This is a genomic window from Aeromonas sp. HMWF015, assembly GCF_963878965.1.
Lineage (GTDB): Bacteria > Pseudomonadota > Gammaproteobacteria > Enterobacterales > Aeromonadaceae > Aeromonas > Aeromonas veronii.
In genome coordinates, this window is the sequence record NZ_CAWNZT010000264.1 from 12,499 (window position 1) to 27,098 (window position 14,600).

The following is a 14,600-nucleotide window of genomic DNA, read 5'->3' on the forward strand; positions in this document are numbered from 1 at the left end:
CCCTGCTTTACCAATAAAAACAGGGCCCAGGCTCAAAGCGCCAAGGGCCCCATGATAATCGAGCCGGGCCGCCAAGACCATGACAGCCCCCACACAGTGCGGTTTCCCTCCCGGCCTCAGGCTGGCAGATCGATCCCCGCCTCCCGCATCTGGGCCAGTTTGTAGCGCAGGGTGCGCGGGCTGATGCCGAGTCGGTCGGCCACCGCCTTGCGGCTGCCGTTACAATCTTGCAGGGTGTCGAGGATGATCTGGTGCTCCTGCTGCTTGAGCTCGCTGCCGAGGCGATCGCCGCCATAGCTGCGCTCCACGCTGACAAACTCCATCTCCTGCTCGTCCAGCTCCTCCAGAATGAGGTGGTCACAATCAATGATCCCGTCGGGGCTGAGGATCAGGGCACGCTGTACCACGTTATCCAGCTCCCGCACATTGCCGGGCCAGGGGTGGGCCAGCAACCGCTCCCGCGAGGCATCTGTCAGCTGTGGTGTCGGCAGCCCCTGCTGACTGGCATGGAGCGCCAGCAGGTGCTCCGCTAGCGGCAGAATATCCCCAGGCCGCTCACAGAGGGCAGACCAGCGCAGCGGAAAGACGTTGAGGCGATAGTAGAGATCTTCGCGAAACAGGCCATCCTGCACCGCTTTTTTCAAATCCCGGTTGCTGGTGGCGATGACCCGCACATCCAGCGGGATCATCTTGCGACTGCCGAGCCGCTCCACCTCTTTCTCCTGCAACACCCGCAGCAATTTGGCTTGCAGCCCCTGATCCATCTCGGTGATCTCGTCAAGCAGCAGGGTGCCTCCCTGCGCTTGTTCGAACTTGCCGGGGCACCCCTGCACCGCGCCGGTAAATGCCCCCTTCTCATAGCCAAACAGGGTCGCCTCCAGCATGTTTTCCGGAATGGCGGCGCAGTTGATGGCGACGAAGGGCTGCTCGGCGCGGCTGGAGTTGTCATGAATGTAACGGGCCAGCACCTCTTTACCCGTCCCGCTCGGGCCGGTCACCATCACGGTCGCTTCGCTTCTGGCCACCCGGGTCGCCAGCTGGAACAGCTCGGCAGTTTTGGGGTCCCCGTAAACCACGGCGCGCTTCTCCACCTTCTGGGCGGGCACATAGCGGCTGACCTGATTGAGCAGCACCTCCGGTGAGAACGGCTTGGCCAGATAGTCGATGGCCCCTTCACGCATGGCGCGCACCGCGCCGTCGATGTTGGCGTAGGCGGTCATCAGCAGCACAGGTATCTGCGGATATTGCTGGCGGATGGTGGCCAGCAGGGTGAGGCCGTCCATCCCCCCCATTTGGATATCGGAGATCACCATGTCAAACGGCTGACGGGAGAGGGCCAGCAGAGCCCGCTCGCCGCTGTCCGCTTCACGGCACTCATAACCGCCGAGCAAAAGGGTATCCACCAGCGCTTCGCGCAGGCCATTGTCATCTTCAACTACCAGGATCCTGGCCTGTGTCATGCTACACCTCCAAGCTGCATCGGTTGCTGGTGCAGGGGGAACGACAGAGTAAAGCAGGTGCCTTCACCAGGAACCGAGGCCACACCGACCTCCCCCTGATGGGCACGCACTACAGATTGCACCACCGCCAGACCGAGACCAGTGCCCTGGGAGCGAGTGGTAAAGAAGGGTTCGAATACCTGACCGAGCTGATGGGAAGGGATCCCCTTGCCATTATCGATGACCCGCATCTCCACCCGGGCACCACTGCGCACCGCGCTGACCAGCAGCGAGGTGGCCCCTGCCTGCTGGGCATTGGCAATCAGGTTGTTGATGGCTCCCGCCAACGCACTGCTGTTGGCCAGCAGACAGAGATCGGGCTCCGGCGCCTCCATGTGCAACTCGCAGCCCTGCTGCTGGCAGAAGGCCTCGGCTCCGGCCTGCACTTCGGCCAGCAGCCCTTGTACCGAGATGGGGGTGACCACCTGATTGTCGCCATTGCGGGCAAACAGCAGGATGTCGTTGATCTGCTTCTCCAGATCCTGCAAACGGGCCATCAGCTTTTGCTGAAACTGAGAGCGAGATTCCGGCTTGAGGGTGCGGTTGGCCAGATTGGCGGCATAGAGCATGGCGGCAGAGAGCGGAGTACGGATCTGGTGGGCGAGCGAGGCCGCCATATTGCCCAGCGCCGACAGCCGCTTCATGTGGTTGATGCGGTCTTGCAGTTTACGGGTTTCGGTCAGGTCATTGATAAAGACCAGCTGGCCGGGCTGATCCGGCAGCGGTTGGGTCGAGAGCTGCACCCGGCGCCCGTCACGCAGGGAGATCTCGTGGCCATCATCCTCGCGCGGCTCGAAGCAGCGGGCAATGATGTGGCGCCAGAGCTCCCCTTCCAACGGCTCCCCCAGCAGGGAGATGGCCGCCGGATTCGCGCGGGTGACCACCCCTGCCCCGTCAAGCAGCAGCACCCCGGTGGGGAGCGCCTTGAAGATGGCATAGAGCTGGCTCACTTCGTGGGACTGGAGTGGCATGTCCTGCTGCTGGATTGTCATAAACCTGACCTCAAACTGGCTATTGGGTCAGGTTATTCAATTTCCATGCCACTAAATTATATTAACTAAAACAATGGATTGCGTATTGGTGTCAAGGCTTTGACCATTAGACGTCCTTGCTCATCCCGTACTTTTTCATCTTCTCTACCAGGGTGGTACGGCGCATACCGAGCAGATCGGCGGCGCGGGCCACCACCCCGTCCTGAGACTCCAGCGCCTGACGGATCAGCTCCACTTCGAGGTCGGCCAGCATCTCTTTGAGGTTGACTCCCTCCTCCGGCAACTGCATGGTGCGGGCCGAAGCGAGGGAGTGATCCAGCTCGGGCGGATCCTGAAACACCGCCGCCAGCGCATCCCGCTCATCCATCTCGGTCAGCCGCTCATCCCGCGGCTCGCTCGGCAGCAGACGATAACGGCTCGGCAGATCGGCCACATCGACGATCTGGTGCGGGTAGAGGATCAGCAGCCGCTCCAGCAGGTTGGAGAGCTCGCGCACGTTGCCGGGCCAGGGGTACTGCATCAGCGACTCCAGCGCACGCTGGGTCAGCCGGATAAAGCCATGGTGCTGCTCGGCATGGCGGTTGAGCAGCTCCTGCAGCAGCAGCGGAATGTCGTCGATACGATCCCGCAGCGGCGGCGTCTCAATGGGGAAGACGTTGAGGCGGTAGTAGAGATCTTCACGGAAACCCTGAGTGCGGATCATCGCCTCCAGATCCCGGTGGGTAGCCGCTATGATGCGCACATCGGCCTGAATGGGTTTGCCGCCACCGACCCGGTCGAACAGCCGCTCCTGCAATACCCGCAGTAGTTTGACCTGCATCGGCATCGGCATGTCGCCGATCTCGTCGAGGAACAGGGTGCCCCCCTGCGCCAGCTCGAAGCGACCGCGACGAGCCGCGATGGCGCCGGTAAACGCCCCCTTCTCGTGGCCAAACAGTTCACTCTCCAGCAATTCGGCCGGAATAGCGCCGCAGTTGATGGGCACGAAGGGGCCTTGGCTTCGGGAAGAGAGTTCGTGGATAGCGCGAGCCACCACCTCTTTACCGGTACCAGACTCCCCGAGGATCAGCACGTTGGCATCGGTCTCGGCCACTTGGCTGATGAGGCGGCGTACCTCCTGGATCCCCTTCCCTTTACCCACCAGCAAGCGCAGCAGGGCCTGACCCTTGTCATGGGTCTGCTGACGAGGATGCAAGGAGACGAACGCCTGACAGAAGTGCAAATGACGGGTAAGGGATTCATAGGTAAAGGGCGAGAGCGCGACCCCGATAAAATTGCTGTTGGGCAGATCGGCCTCAACCAGCGAGAGGAAGGGGGTACGGGGGAAGGCTGCCAGCAGCTCTGACAAGGGACGGTCGGTCAGCTCACCCACCAGCACCCCTTGCAGCGGACCGGAGGATTCGATGGCTACATCCATATCGCTTTGTGCCACCTCCTGCCACGGGATCCCCATAAACGAGAGCACGGTTCCCAACTGTTGGCGCCGCTGCGCATCGGCATCAACAATCAACACGCCCATCTCCACCATATCCATTCCTCGCGATGTCCTGAACTAACTTATTGTTTTATTTGATGATAAAACAGCTACCAACTGTCTTTTTGCTGGCACACAAAGTGCCAAAATTCCGACACATTGTCAAAAATTGTCGTATTCAGGCTAAGTGTATCGACAGAAACGGGAGATTAGATAAATTTTGCCGAGGAATTTTCTGCATTGGCGCCGTTAACAAACGCAGCCAATAGCGGAAAGAAAACTGCCCTCGTCAGAGGGCAGCATGGGGCACGGTGAAGCGCTCTCAGTGGCGATTATGGTGGTGCGGCGCCGCGTAACGACACTCGGGAAAACGGCTGCAAGCCAGAAAGAGTCGACCGGCGTGGGGGCCTTTTTTCGCCACCCTCTCCACCAGCGGCGCATCGCAGCGGGGGCAGTGGTGTACCTCGTGCTCTTCATCATCCTCCACATCGGCGAACAGGCTATCGACCAGCTCACCCTCACTCTGTGGCGCCTCCACCATCCCCTCGGGCTGGATGGCGGGCTCGCGGAGCGACGCAGGCGAGATAGCCTCGGCATGGGCAGTGCGGCCACGCATCCCGGCACCGACATCCACGCCGTCCAGCAGCAGAGGGTTGAAGGTGGGCTCGCGGCGCGCCCCGTGCGGCAGATCGTCGATCACCGGTTCGCTGGTTTTGACCAGCAGCGGCAAGATCTGTTCGCGCAGCTCTTCCACCAGATAGCTGGCACTTGCCGGGATCTGCAGCAACGGCAGACCGGCGCTGTCGCAGGCGGTTTTCAGAAAGAGATCCCGTGCCTTGCGCTTCTGGTGACGGTGGGAGCTGTCATCGAGTTCGATGGCACAGATAAAGGAGAGATCAGCGGGGTGGCAAAGCAGATAGTCGAAATGCTTGGCGCTGATCTTGTTGAAATACTGCTGCCATTTGCTTTTGCCGATCCCGGCCTGCGGCGTCAGCACATCGGCCACCCGCACCTTGGCAAAGACCCGAGCCTTGTCACCCACCGCCAAATCCAGCACCCCAAGGAAGGATCGCTCGGCGGGACTGAACAGGGTCTCCTGCACATCATAGGGCAGGCGCTTTTGCTGTCTGCCTCTGCTCCAGAAGATCGCCAGCACAAGCAGCGCCAGCAACAACAATCCCGATAGGACAAGGGTATTCATGAGAGCACGATCCAGTTCACGACACGAAAGGGGAATTACTTTACCACAGCCGCCACGGAGCAAGGCAGCAGACCCGTGTATGGAAAGTGAAAAGTCCCGTCTTTTTATCTATTTGTCAGCAGGCGGGGGTTCATATGACCAGTCCCAGCAGGCACAATAGGGATAGAGCAAGAAATCCCATTTCAAGGAGAGCAGGATGCAAAAGCAATTGGTGGTCACCGTGATCGGTGCAGACAAACCCGGGATCGTCGAGAGTCTGGCTGCCGTCATCAGCCGCGAGCTGGGCAACTGGCTGGGCAGCGCCATGAGCGAACTGGCGGGACAGTTTGCCGGTATCCTCCATGTCTCTGTCCCCGATGAGCACTATCGCAGCCTGTGCGAAGCACTGGCCCTGCTACCGGGTCTGACCATCAGCTTTGCCGAAGGGACACCGACCACCGAGCCAGCCCATCAAGTCATGATGACGGTGACCGGCAACGACCGCCCCGGTATCGTCCATGAAGTAGCCAGCATCCTGCGCCAGCTCGAGATCAACGTGGCCGATCTCACCACTGGCTGTGAACCGGCTCCCCACTCCGGCGCCCCGCTCTTCTATGCCCATGCGCTGGTTGCCCTGCCCGACGGGCTCGCGATGGATACGCTTATCACCGCGCTGGAATCCCTCTCCGACGATCTGGTGGTCGACATCGACGAAGCGTTCAGCGAGCAGTAACAATACTGTCATTTATTTGTCATATATTAACGCCATAACTGCCGCGCAGACGCGACCTGAAACAGAGGCACAAGATGAGCACCGACAAGCAGTATGAAGAGAAAGAGCTGAGCTGGCTCTCATTCAATGAACGGGTGTTGCAAGAGGCAATGGACAAGACGGTGCCCCTCATCGAGCGGGTTCGTTTTCTGGGGATCTTCTCCTCCAACCAGGATGAGTTCTTCAAGGTACGGGTATCGGACGTCAAGCGTCGCATCCTCATCAATGAAGTACATGGTGGCGACGATGAAGCGAAAGTGCTGCTGCGCGCCATCCAGCAAAAAGTGATGGCGCTCGGTGAAGCGTTCGACAACACCTATAAAGAGCTGTTGATTGCGCTGGCCCGCCACAACATCTTCCTGGTCAACGAGAACCAGCTCTCCGATGCCATTCAGAAGTGGCTGCGGGTCTTCTTCAAGGAGAAGGTGCTGCGTCACATCATCCCGATCCTGCTCAACAAAGAGGTCAATCCGGTCAAATTCCTCAAGGATGAGTACACCTATCTGGCCATCGAGATGAAGAAGAACGGTCAGGTGATCCAGTACGCCCTGGTGGAAGTGCCGACCGACGACCTGCCCCGCTTCTTCCAGCTGCCGCCGGAAGGGACCCGCCGCAAGAAGCAGATCATCATTCTGGATAACGTCATCCGCTTCTGCCTCGACGAGATCTTCAAGGGCTTCTTCGACTACGACGAGATTGCCGCCTATGCGGTGAAGCTGACCCGGGATGCAGAATATGATCTCTCCGACCAGCTGGACTTGAGCCTGGTGGACAAGATGAGTGACGGCTTGAAGCAGCGCCTTACCGCCATGCCGGTGCGCTTCGTCTACGAGCGGGAGATGCCCGCCGCCATGATAAGCTTCCTCAAGCTCAAGCTGCAGATCAGCTCTTACGATGCCATCATGCCGGGTGGACGCTATCACAACTTCAAGGATTTCATCGGGTTCCCCAACGTGGGCCGTGACTATCTGGAGAACCCCAAGCTGCCGGCCCTCGATTGCCGCGATTTTGACGGCTTCGTCAACGCCTTCGATGCGATTACCAAGCAGGATATCCTGCTCTACTACCCGTACCACAAGTTCCACCACTTCACCGAGCTGGTGCGCCAGGCGGCGTTCGACCCGGCGGTGAGCGCCATTCGCATCAATATCTACCGGGTGGCCAAGAAATCGCGCATCATCCACTCCCTCATCGATGCAGCCAACAACGGCAAGAAGGTGACCGTGGTGGTCGAGCTGCGCGCCCGTTTCGACGAAGCGGCCAACATCGACTGGGCCAATATTCTCACCGATGCCGGGGTCAAGGTGGTGTTCGGGGTGCCGAGCCTCAAGATCCACTCCAAGCTCTGCCTCATCACCCGCCACGAAAATGGCGAGGCGGTGCGCTACGCCCATATCGGCACCGGTAACTTCAACGAGAAGACCGCCAAGATCTATACCGACTTCTCGCTGCTGACCCGCAATCCGGACATCACCGCCGAAGTGGAAGGGGTGTTTGAATACATCGAGTACCCCTATAAGCGTTACAAATTCAACCACCTGCTGGTCTCCCCCATCAACAGCCGCCGTCAGCTCTACCGTCTCATCGACAACGAGCTCTCCAACGCCAAGGCGGGCCAGCCGAGCGGTATCATCCTCAAGATCAACAATCTGGTGGACAAGGATCTCATCAACCGCCTCTATGCCGCCGGGCAGGCGGGAGTACCGATCCAGATGATCATCCGTGGCATGTGCGCCCTGCGCCCAGGTGTGCCAGGTCTCAGTGACAACATCAAGGTGATCAGCATCATCGACCGCTTCCTCGAGCACCCTCGGGTGATGGTGTTCCACAACAAGGGCAACCCCCAGCTCTATATCTCCAGCGCCGACTGGATGAGCCGCAATATCGACGGCCGTATTGAGGTGGGCACCCCCATTTATGATGAGCGCCTCAAGCAGCGCATCATGGACATTCTCGAACTACAACTGAGTGATACCTGCAAGGCGCGGGTCATTGATGCCGACCAGCAGAACGAATATGTGAAGCGGGGCAACCGCCGCAAGATCCGCTCTCAGGTGGCGATTTACGACTATCTCAAACGTATCGAGTCAAACAATGGACAATAGTCTCTATGCCGCCGTGGATCTCGGCTCCAACAGTTTTCACATGGTGATCGCCCATCTGAGCGAAGGGCGTTTTCGCATCGTCGATCGCATTAAGGAGCGGGTGCGGCTGGCGGAAGGGATGGATGAGCAGAAGCGGATGAGCCCGGAGGCGATGGAACGCGGCCTCGCCTGCCTGTCGCTGTTTGCCGAGCGGCTCACCAACATCAAACCGGATCAGATCCGCATCGCCGGTACCTACACATTGCGCCGTGCCAGCAACGCCCGCGAATTTGTGAGTGAAGCAGCCAAGGTGCTCAACCACCCTATCGAGATCATCAGTGGCCAGGAGGAGGCACGCCTCATCTATCAGGGGGTCGCCCATACCCAGCATATCGAGGGCCAGGTACTGGTCATCGATATCGGCGGCGGCAGCACCGAGCTCATCATCGGTGAAGGGTTTGAACACAAGGCCCTCACCAGCCGCAAGATGGGCTGCGTCAGCTTTACCCAGAGCTTCTTTGCCAGCGGCAAGCTGAGCGACAAGCACTTCACCAATGCCGTGCTGGAGGCGCAGCACCAGCTCGCCCCCATCGTCAACCAGTATCGCAAGCTGGGCTGGCAGAGCTGCCTTGGCAGCTCAGGCTCCATTCGTACCGTGCGCGACGTGCTGCAGGGTGAAGGGCTGACTGACGGCAGCATTACGCTGGAAGGGCTGGAGCGGCTCAAGGCGCTGATGATTGAGCGCAAGCGAGTCGATAACCTCAAGCTGACAGGGCTTACCGAGGAGCGTCAAGAGGTGTTTGCCGCCGCGGTCGCCATCCTGCTCGGGCTGTTTACCTCGCTGCCCATCGAGCGGCTCGACTACTCCGATGGTGCCCTGCGCGAAGGATTGCTGTATGAGTTCGAGGAGCGCTTGCAGCACCACGATATTCGCGAGCGCACCGCACAGGCGCTCGGTACCCACTACCGGATGGACAAAAAACAGGCAGCCAGGGTGGAGCAGAGCGTGCTGACGCTGTTTGATGCCCTGCAAGAGCCCTGGCAGATGGAAGTAGAGCCCTATCGAGCCATCCTCGGCTGGGCGGCCCGGCTGCACGAAATTGGCCTTGCCATCAACTACAGCGGCATTCATCGCCACTCCGCCTATATCCTGCAACACACCGACCTGCCTGGCTTCAACCAGGACGATCAGGCCCTGCTGGCGGCGCTGGTACGCTTTCAGCGCAAGGGGCTCAAGCTCTCCGAGCTGCCGCCCCTGCCCAACCACGACATGCAGACGGTGCTGCGCTGCATCCGCATCCTGCGCCTCGCGGTCGCCGCGCACCACAAGCGCCAGGACAACCTGCTGCCTGAGTGGAAAGTCGCGGTACAAGGGGATCAGCTGGTCGTGACCCTGCCGATCGACTGGTGCGAGGAGAACCGTCTCCTGATGCAGAATCTGGAGAAGGAGCATCGTTATTGCCAGGAGCAGGGCTGGCCACTGTTGTTCCAGCTCGGCTAAATCGGAAAGATAAATTAAAAAGGCAGCCCACTGGCTGCCTTTTGCATCTCAATCTCCCGGTTACTGCAACTCGGGCAACAACCACTTAGCCATCTCGAAGTAGATGATAAGGCCGGTGCCATCCACCAGTGTCGCGATGAATGGCGCAGAGACCACCGCCGGATCGATGCGGAAACGACGCAGCACCATGGGAATAATGGATGCGACCGTGGCACTCCAGAGCACGATGGCGATGATGGTAAAGGTCACCACCATGCCAATCTGGGGACCGACGCCGAGACTCCATGCCCGTACCCAGGCCGCCATGGCAATGGCACCCGAGATGAGCAGACCGGTGGAGAGCTCCTTTTTCAGCACGGTGCCGAGATTGCGCAGACTCACCTCCCCGACCGCCATGGCTCGTACTATGGTGGTGGTGATCTGGGTGCCGCTGTTACCACCAGTACCGATCAGGAGCGGAATGAAGAAGGCCAGCGCGATAGCCGCTTCCAGCTGCTCCTCGAATGCCCGCAACACGGTGCCGGTGTAGGCTTCCGCCACAAACAGGATCAGCAACCAGCCCACCCGTTTGCGCCACAGCTGCCAGGGCGTCGCCTGCAAGTAAGGGGTATCGAGTGGCGATGAGCCCCCCTGCATCTCGGCATCCTCGGTGGATTCGAGCTCCAGAATATCCGCCGCATCATCGACATGGAAAATACCGACCAGTCGCCCCTGATCCTCGACCGGCAATACTGACAGGTCGCGGTCGATGAGCAGGCGTGCTGCCAGCTCCTGATCGGCTCGGGCATTGATCCGTACCGTCTCCCGATCCATCAGGGTCGCGACACTGGCCAGCGGGTCGGCGATCAACAAGGTCTTGAGGGAGAGGCTCCCTTGCAGACGACCATCCCCGTTGACCACATAGATATGGCGAAACAGCTGGGCATTATCCCAGGCATCGTGGATCAGCTGTTTGGCGTGACCGACCGTGTCCTCCTCCCGCACCGCCAGATATTCGTGGCGCATGTTGGCCCCCACCGACTCGGTGGGCCAATCCAGCAGGGAGTAGTAGATGGCCTGCGCCTGGGTCGGGAAGCGAGCCAGCAACATGGTGCGATCCTGACGACTCAGTTTGCGCAGGATGGCGACCATCTCACGGCGGGGAATGGCCTCCTGCAACACGCTGACGATGCTGCCATGGAGCCGCTGCAACAGACGCCCGGCACTCTCGGCCGAGAGTGAACCAAGCAGTTCGGCCCCTTGCGGGATTGGCAGGGTATCAAAGATGCAGTTGAGCTCTTCCGGACGCAGGGTCAGCAGTTGATCGGCGCGCTGAACCGGATCCAGATTATGTTCCAGCCAACCCTGCAGGGCGGCCAGATCGAGCAGTTGGTGACGGTTAAGAATGGTATGTGTTTTCTTCATCACAGATATCCTCATGTGATTTCAGGCGAGCCTGAATGCCTCCGGAAATAGCCGGATGCAACGACAAGAAAACAGCAATTTGATTGACGAGTAATAGGCAGGAAATGACGCCGTTCGGCGTGTCATCATCCCCACGTACCAGCTTTAGCACTGTATAACGTATCCGGCATGCCGGAAGCCACTTGGGTTTACACCTTAATCCGATGAAAACTGTCCTGATCTTGGGCGTCTCTGGACGTCGTGAGATCAGTGGCCTGTGTTTATACAGGAGCCTCGCCTAACGAGATGCTGCAATTAAACTTGCACAACGCTCTGTTGTGCGGGCGGCATGATTATCCAATCCCGCAGGGAGGTCAACCCCGCAGTCCCCATTAAATGGGCAACGGCAACAGCTTGTTACAATTGGCAGGAGATGACACTGAACCAATCTACAAAACCTAGATAAAAGAAAAGGCCCCAAAGGGCCCCTTATTTATTAGCGAATATAGTCAAATAGCGTCAGACGGCTTATTTTGCTGAAAGAGAGTTGCGAGGCACTCAATGCCGCATCCTCTTTTGACAGCGCGGAAATCACTTCATAGAGATCCGCTTCCGATACCTTGGCTCTCGCCTCGGCGTTGAGGGTACTCAACCCCTCGTTAGAATCCGTGACTGCCTCGAGACTATTCATCCTGCCACCCAACTCCCCCAACCCATGATCGATATTCAGGCGAGCATTTTTCATATGGACGGTAGCATCGGCTACTTCCAGCGCAAAGTTGTCAGCGGTAATAGCGGGGTCACGCAAAGCGGTAATAAAATCCGACATACCATTCAATATGTTGTCATTCTTCGGTGGATTAAGGTCAAACTGCTGAGCCGCACCACCTGCAGGCAAATCAAGGGTCAACTCCAGACCATTGAAGGGGATCTTGGTGCCAGCAGTGTAGTTACCCGTTTGCAGGGTAGTACCACCGGCATCCTTGATATCATAGGTATCAGGCGGACCGATGGTGGTTGATACGGTATAGGTGTTGCTGGGCAGTGCCGAGTTATAATTGGACTTATAGAAATTATCAAAGTTACCCTGATCGCCGACCCCGACCTTGATATTTGCAGTGGTTGCACTGGCAGTTCTTCTGGTCGCCACGATTTCAAACAGATCCTGCCCGGAATCATTGGCAGCAATTTGTACTGTGGGTGAGACCTGAATATTTCGCTGACCAGGGTCTCCCTGATAAATATATTTTCCGTTAGCGTCTTTTATATATGGCTGGGTCTTGCTCTGATTGCCGCCGAATATAAATTCACCCGAGGAGTTTTTGCTATTCATCAGGTCAAACATCTGCTGCTGCAACCCTTCCAGCTCGCTGGCGATGGCCTTGCGATCATCCATGCTGATAGCGCCATTATTTGACTTCTGGATCAGAGTCTGGGCACTAAGCATCGCATTGTTAATCGACGTTAATACCGTCTCCTCATGCCCCAGGCTGTTTTCCAGCAAGCTGCCATTGACACTGTACTGCTTGAACAGGTCAATCTCCTTGGTCAGTGCCATCTTCTGGCTCATCCCCGCAGGATCTTCGCCGGCAGTCTGAAATTTATTGCCGGTTTGCAGCTGTTGATAGGCAGTATTCAACCGCTCGTTGGCACTGTTGAGGGAATAGATATTCCGGTCGTAGATCATGTTGGTGGTGATGCGCATGACGTTACCTCACGGAAGAGAGCAGTGTATCGAAAATGGTTTTGGCCGTGCTGACGATTTGCGCCGATGCCGCATAGGATTGCTGGAAGCGGATCAGATTGGCCGCCTCCTCCTCCAGATTGACCCCTGACACGCTTTCAAAGATGCCGGTACTCTGGATAAGCTTGGACTCATTGGCCTTGAGCAACGTTTTTGCCTGACTGGTATTGTTACCCACTTCCATCACCAACCCGGAATAGGCCTGATTGAAGGTCATCTTGTCGTTGGTCGTCCCGCCATTGGTGCTCTTCCGCACCAGATCCTTGTTTTGCAGCTCGGCCAGAACCAGGCCATTGCTGTTATCGGCAAAGCCATTGCTGTTGTAACTGAGCTTGAAGCTGTCAGCAGCATCCACCGTGCCGGTGATACTGAACTCGTAGCCGGGGGCCTGTTTCGGGTTGGCATAGACTGCAGCTCCGGCGGGGAAAGGGTTAACGATAGCCGACATCAGGTTTTGCCCCTTGCTGCTCGCGGGGGCCGTGCCAATCAAGGTAGTGCCATCGGCTTGAAACACCTGATAGTTACCACTGCCATCGATTTTGACCACCTGAGGCGCTGTCGGGCTCAGACTATTGGTACCAAAACCTGACCCCGCACCTGTATTGAATACGCCACCCAGTTTGATATCCGCCCCGCCGCCATTATTGGTGGTCTTTTCCGCTTTAAGCGGAGAGGCCAGGGCCAAATCTTCCGGCCGGGTGATCAGCTGACCCAGACCGGCGGCCGCACTTTTGGTGGGTTGCAGCAACAGTTTGTCACCCGCAGCCGGCGTGCCGGTGAGATCGATCGAGATCCCGTGCCCAGTCAGCTCAAAGGTTGTTGGTGGGGTAGCCCCCGCTGTGATCAAGGTACGATTGCCAGACTTGTCGAGCGAGAACACCTCATAACCGGTAGCACTGCTAAATTGCACTTCGTAATCAAACGGAGTCACTGATGTCCCCTTGCCCGGCACGAAGCTGACATTCGCCCCGACCGTCCCCGTGTTATTGCCGTAGGGTAAGCCCTTGCTGGTAGGCAGGGTGAAGATATCACCGCCAATCTCGTTATCCAGATCCATCCCGAGGCGGTTCTGCTGGTTCATCGCATCCGCCATCGCCACGGCCAGCTGCCCCAGTTCGCGCTTGGTCGGCTCAAGGTCGGTACGCGCCTTGAACAGCCCCCCCATGGCACCACCAAACGTATCGTGATCGATGGTTGCCTTGTTCGCCCCCAGGGTCAGCTGCAGCTCCTGATCCCAGGAGTCAGGATCTCCTGCAATCACCTTGAACTGGGCAACGCCCCCATCGAGGATCAGCGAATGGCCGGTGCTCATATTGACCAGCATGCTGCCGTTGGGTTGGGCTACGGTGCGAATATCCATCTTCTCCGACAGCTGGCGGATCGCCTCATCCCGCTGATCAAACAGCATCAGGTTCTCTTCGGGTGACCCCTGGGTGCGGATGATGGCCTGATTAAGATCATTGATGCTGGTGAGCAGGCTGTTGACCTGCTTGGTTTCATCTTCAATGCGGGTGTTGAGGGTATCGCTCTGCTTGTCGAGCTGCGCCGAGAGGGTATGAAAACGGTTGACCATGCCACTCAACTCCGTCATCACCACCTTGCGCCCACCAATCTCGGCAGGCGATTCATTGGCAGAGTGAAATGACTTGAAGTAGGAGGTGATGGCCGCCCCCACGCTGTTGCTGGTATCCCCAAGCAAGCTGTCAACGCCAGCCAGCTGTTCATAATGGGTCAGGGAGGCATGATAGGCGGAGGTATCACGGCGCACCTCCCCCTGCATATAGTCGTTGATTACCCGCTCGGTCTTGATGTCACCGGTCCCCAGACCGATGGTATTGGTATACACCAGCGTACGCTCACGCACATAGCCCTGGCTATTGACGTTAACTATGTTGTTACTGGTGGTCTGCAGCAGGCGTTGCTGTGCCAGCACGCCCGATGAACCAATCCCAAGCAGGTCGCTTGCCATAC

Annotated in this window: 10 protein-coding genes and 1 riboswitch; of the genes, 3 read left to right on the plus strand and 7 right to left on the minus strand. The window is 58.2% G+C overall.

Annotated features, from left to right (window positions below):
- Positions 1 to 116: 116 nt before the first annotated feature.
- From AACS18_RS13755 to AACS18_RS13770, 4 genes are all read right to left on the minus strand, one after another.
- Positions 117 to 1,460: a sigma-54-dependent transcriptional regulator gene (locus AACS18_RS13755; protein ID WP_108614389.1), complete on the minus strand. Its 1,344-nt coding sequence runs from the start codon at positions 1,458 to 1,460 to the stop codon at positions 117 to 119.
- Positions 1,457 to 2,491, minus strand: coding sequence for a sensor histidine kinase (locus AACS18_RS13760; RefSeq protein WP_108614390.1), 1,035 nt, complete (start codon positions 2,489 to 2,491; stop codon positions 1,457 to 1,459). The genes AACS18_RS13755 and AACS18_RS13760 overlap by 4 nt, the downstream gene beginning before the upstream one ends.
- A gap of 106 nt (positions 2,492 to 2,597) precedes the next feature.
- Positions 2,598 to 4,019 (minus strand): sigma-54 dependent transcriptional regulator, encoded by a 1,422-nt coding sequence (locus tag AACS18_RS13765; RefSeq protein WP_042052960.1) that lies wholly within the window; start codon positions 4,017 to 4,019, stop codon positions 2,598 to 2,600.
- 268 nt (positions 4,020 to 4,287) lie between these two features.
- The gene (locus AACS18_RS13770; protein WP_108614391.1) at positions 4,288 to 5,166 is read right to left on the minus strand and encodes a DUF2726 domain-containing protein; all 879 of its coding nucleotides are present in this window, start codon (positions 5,164 to 5,166) and stop codon (positions 4,288 to 4,290) included.
- A 196-nt stretch (positions 5,167 to 5,362) separates the two neighbouring features.
- Between AACS18_RS13770 and AACS18_RS13775 the strand changes: the two genes are divergently transcribed.
- The 3 genes from AACS18_RS13775 to ppx all read left to right on the plus strand — a co-directional run bounded on the left by AACS18_RS13775 (position 5,363) and on the right by ppx (position 9,502).
- Positions 5,363 to 5,878: a glycine cleavage system protein R gene (locus tag AACS18_RS13775; protein WP_108614392.1), complete on the plus strand. Its 516-nt coding sequence runs from the start codon at positions 5,363 to 5,365 to the stop codon at positions 5,876 to 5,878.
- Between the two features lie 74 nt (positions 5,879 to 5,952).
- Positions 5,953 to 8,022 carry a polyphosphate kinase 1 gene (ppk1, locus tag AACS18_RS13780; protein ID WP_005350671.1) on the plus strand — a complete coding sequence of 690 codons (2,070 nt, stop codon included), beginning with the start codon at positions 5,953 to 5,955 and terminating at the stop codon, positions 8,020 to 8,022.
- Complete coding sequence (gene ppx / locus AACS18_RS13785) at positions 8,012 to 9,502, plus strand: exopolyphosphatase (protein ID WP_064336818.1); 1,491 nt, start codon at positions 8,012 to 8,014, stop codon at positions 9,500 to 9,502. The genes ppk1 and ppx overlap by 11 nt, the downstream gene beginning before the upstream one ends.
- 60 nt (positions 9,503 to 9,562) lie before the next feature.
- On the opposite strand, the gene mgtE is transcribed toward ppx, so the two are convergent.
- The 3 genes from mgtE to AACS18_RS13800 all read right to left on the minus strand — a co-directional run bounded on the left by mgtE (position 9,563) and on the right by AACS18_RS13800 (position 14,598).
- Positions 9,563 to 10,906, minus strand: a complete 1,344-nt coding sequence (gene mgtE / locus AACS18_RS13790; RefSeq protein WP_069555279.1) for a magnesium transporter — start codon at positions 10,904 to 10,906, stop codon at positions 9,563 to 9,565.
- A 122-nt stretch (positions 10,907 to 11,028) separates the two neighbouring features.
- Positions 11,029 to 11,198, minus strand: a riboswitch (M-box (ykoK) riboswitch).
- A 183-nt stretch (positions 11,199 to 11,381) separates the two neighbouring features.
- Positions 11,382 to 12,590: a flagellar hook-associated protein FlgL gene (flgL, locus tag AACS18_RS13795; protein WP_108614393.1), complete on the minus strand. Its 1,209-nt coding sequence runs from the start codon at positions 12,588 to 12,590 to the stop codon at positions 11,382 to 11,384.
- Positions 12,591 to 12,594: 4 nt separating this feature from the next.
- Positions 12,595 to 14,598: a FlgK family flagellar hook-associated protein gene (locus AACS18_RS13800; protein ID WP_108614394.1), complete on the minus strand. Its 2,004-nt coding sequence runs from the start codon at positions 14,596 to 14,598 to the stop codon at positions 12,595 to 12,597.
- Between the last annotated feature and the right edge of the window lie 2 nt (positions 14,599 to 14,600).

Bases quoted from the DNA above. Each gene is read 5' to 3' on its own strand.
- AACS18_RS13755 (WP_108614389.1), bottom strand. From the start codon at position 1,460: ATGACACAGGCCAGGATCCTGGTAGTTGAAGATGACAATGGCCTGCGC.
- AACS18_RS13760 (WP_108614390.1), bottom strand. From the start codon at position 2,491: ATGACAATCCAGCAGCAGGACATGCCACTCCAGTCCCACGAAGTGAGC.
- AACS18_RS13765 (WP_042052960.1), bottom strand. From the start codon at position 4,019: ATGGTGGAGATGGGCGTGTTGATTGTTGATGCCGATGCGCAGCGGCGC.
- AACS18_RS13770 (WP_108614391.1), bottom strand. From the start codon at position 5,166: ATGAATACCCTTGTCCTATCGGGATTGTTGTTGCTGGCGCTGCTTGTG.
- AACS18_RS13775 (WP_108614392.1), top strand. From the start codon at position 5,363: ATGCAAAAGCAATTGGTGGTCACCGTGATCGGTGCAGACAAACCCGGG.
- ppk1 (WP_005350671.1), top strand. From the start codon at position 5,953: ATGAGCACCGACAAGCAGTATGAAGAGAAAGAGCTGAGCTGGCTCTCA.
- ppx (WP_064336818.1), top strand. From the start codon at position 8,012: ATGGACAATAGTCTCTATGCCGCCGTGGATCTCGGCTCCAACAGTTTT.
- mgtE (WP_069555279.1), bottom strand. From the start codon at position 10,906: ATGAAGAAAACACATACCATTCTTAACCGTCACCAACTGCTCGATCTG.
- flgL (WP_108614393.1), bottom strand. From the start codon at position 12,590: ATGCGCATCACCACCAACATGATCTACGACCGGAATATCTATTCCCTC.
- AACS18_RS13800 (WP_108614394.1), bottom strand. From the start codon at position 14,598: ATGGCAAGCGACCTGCTTGGGATTGGTTCATCGGGCGTGCTGGCACAG.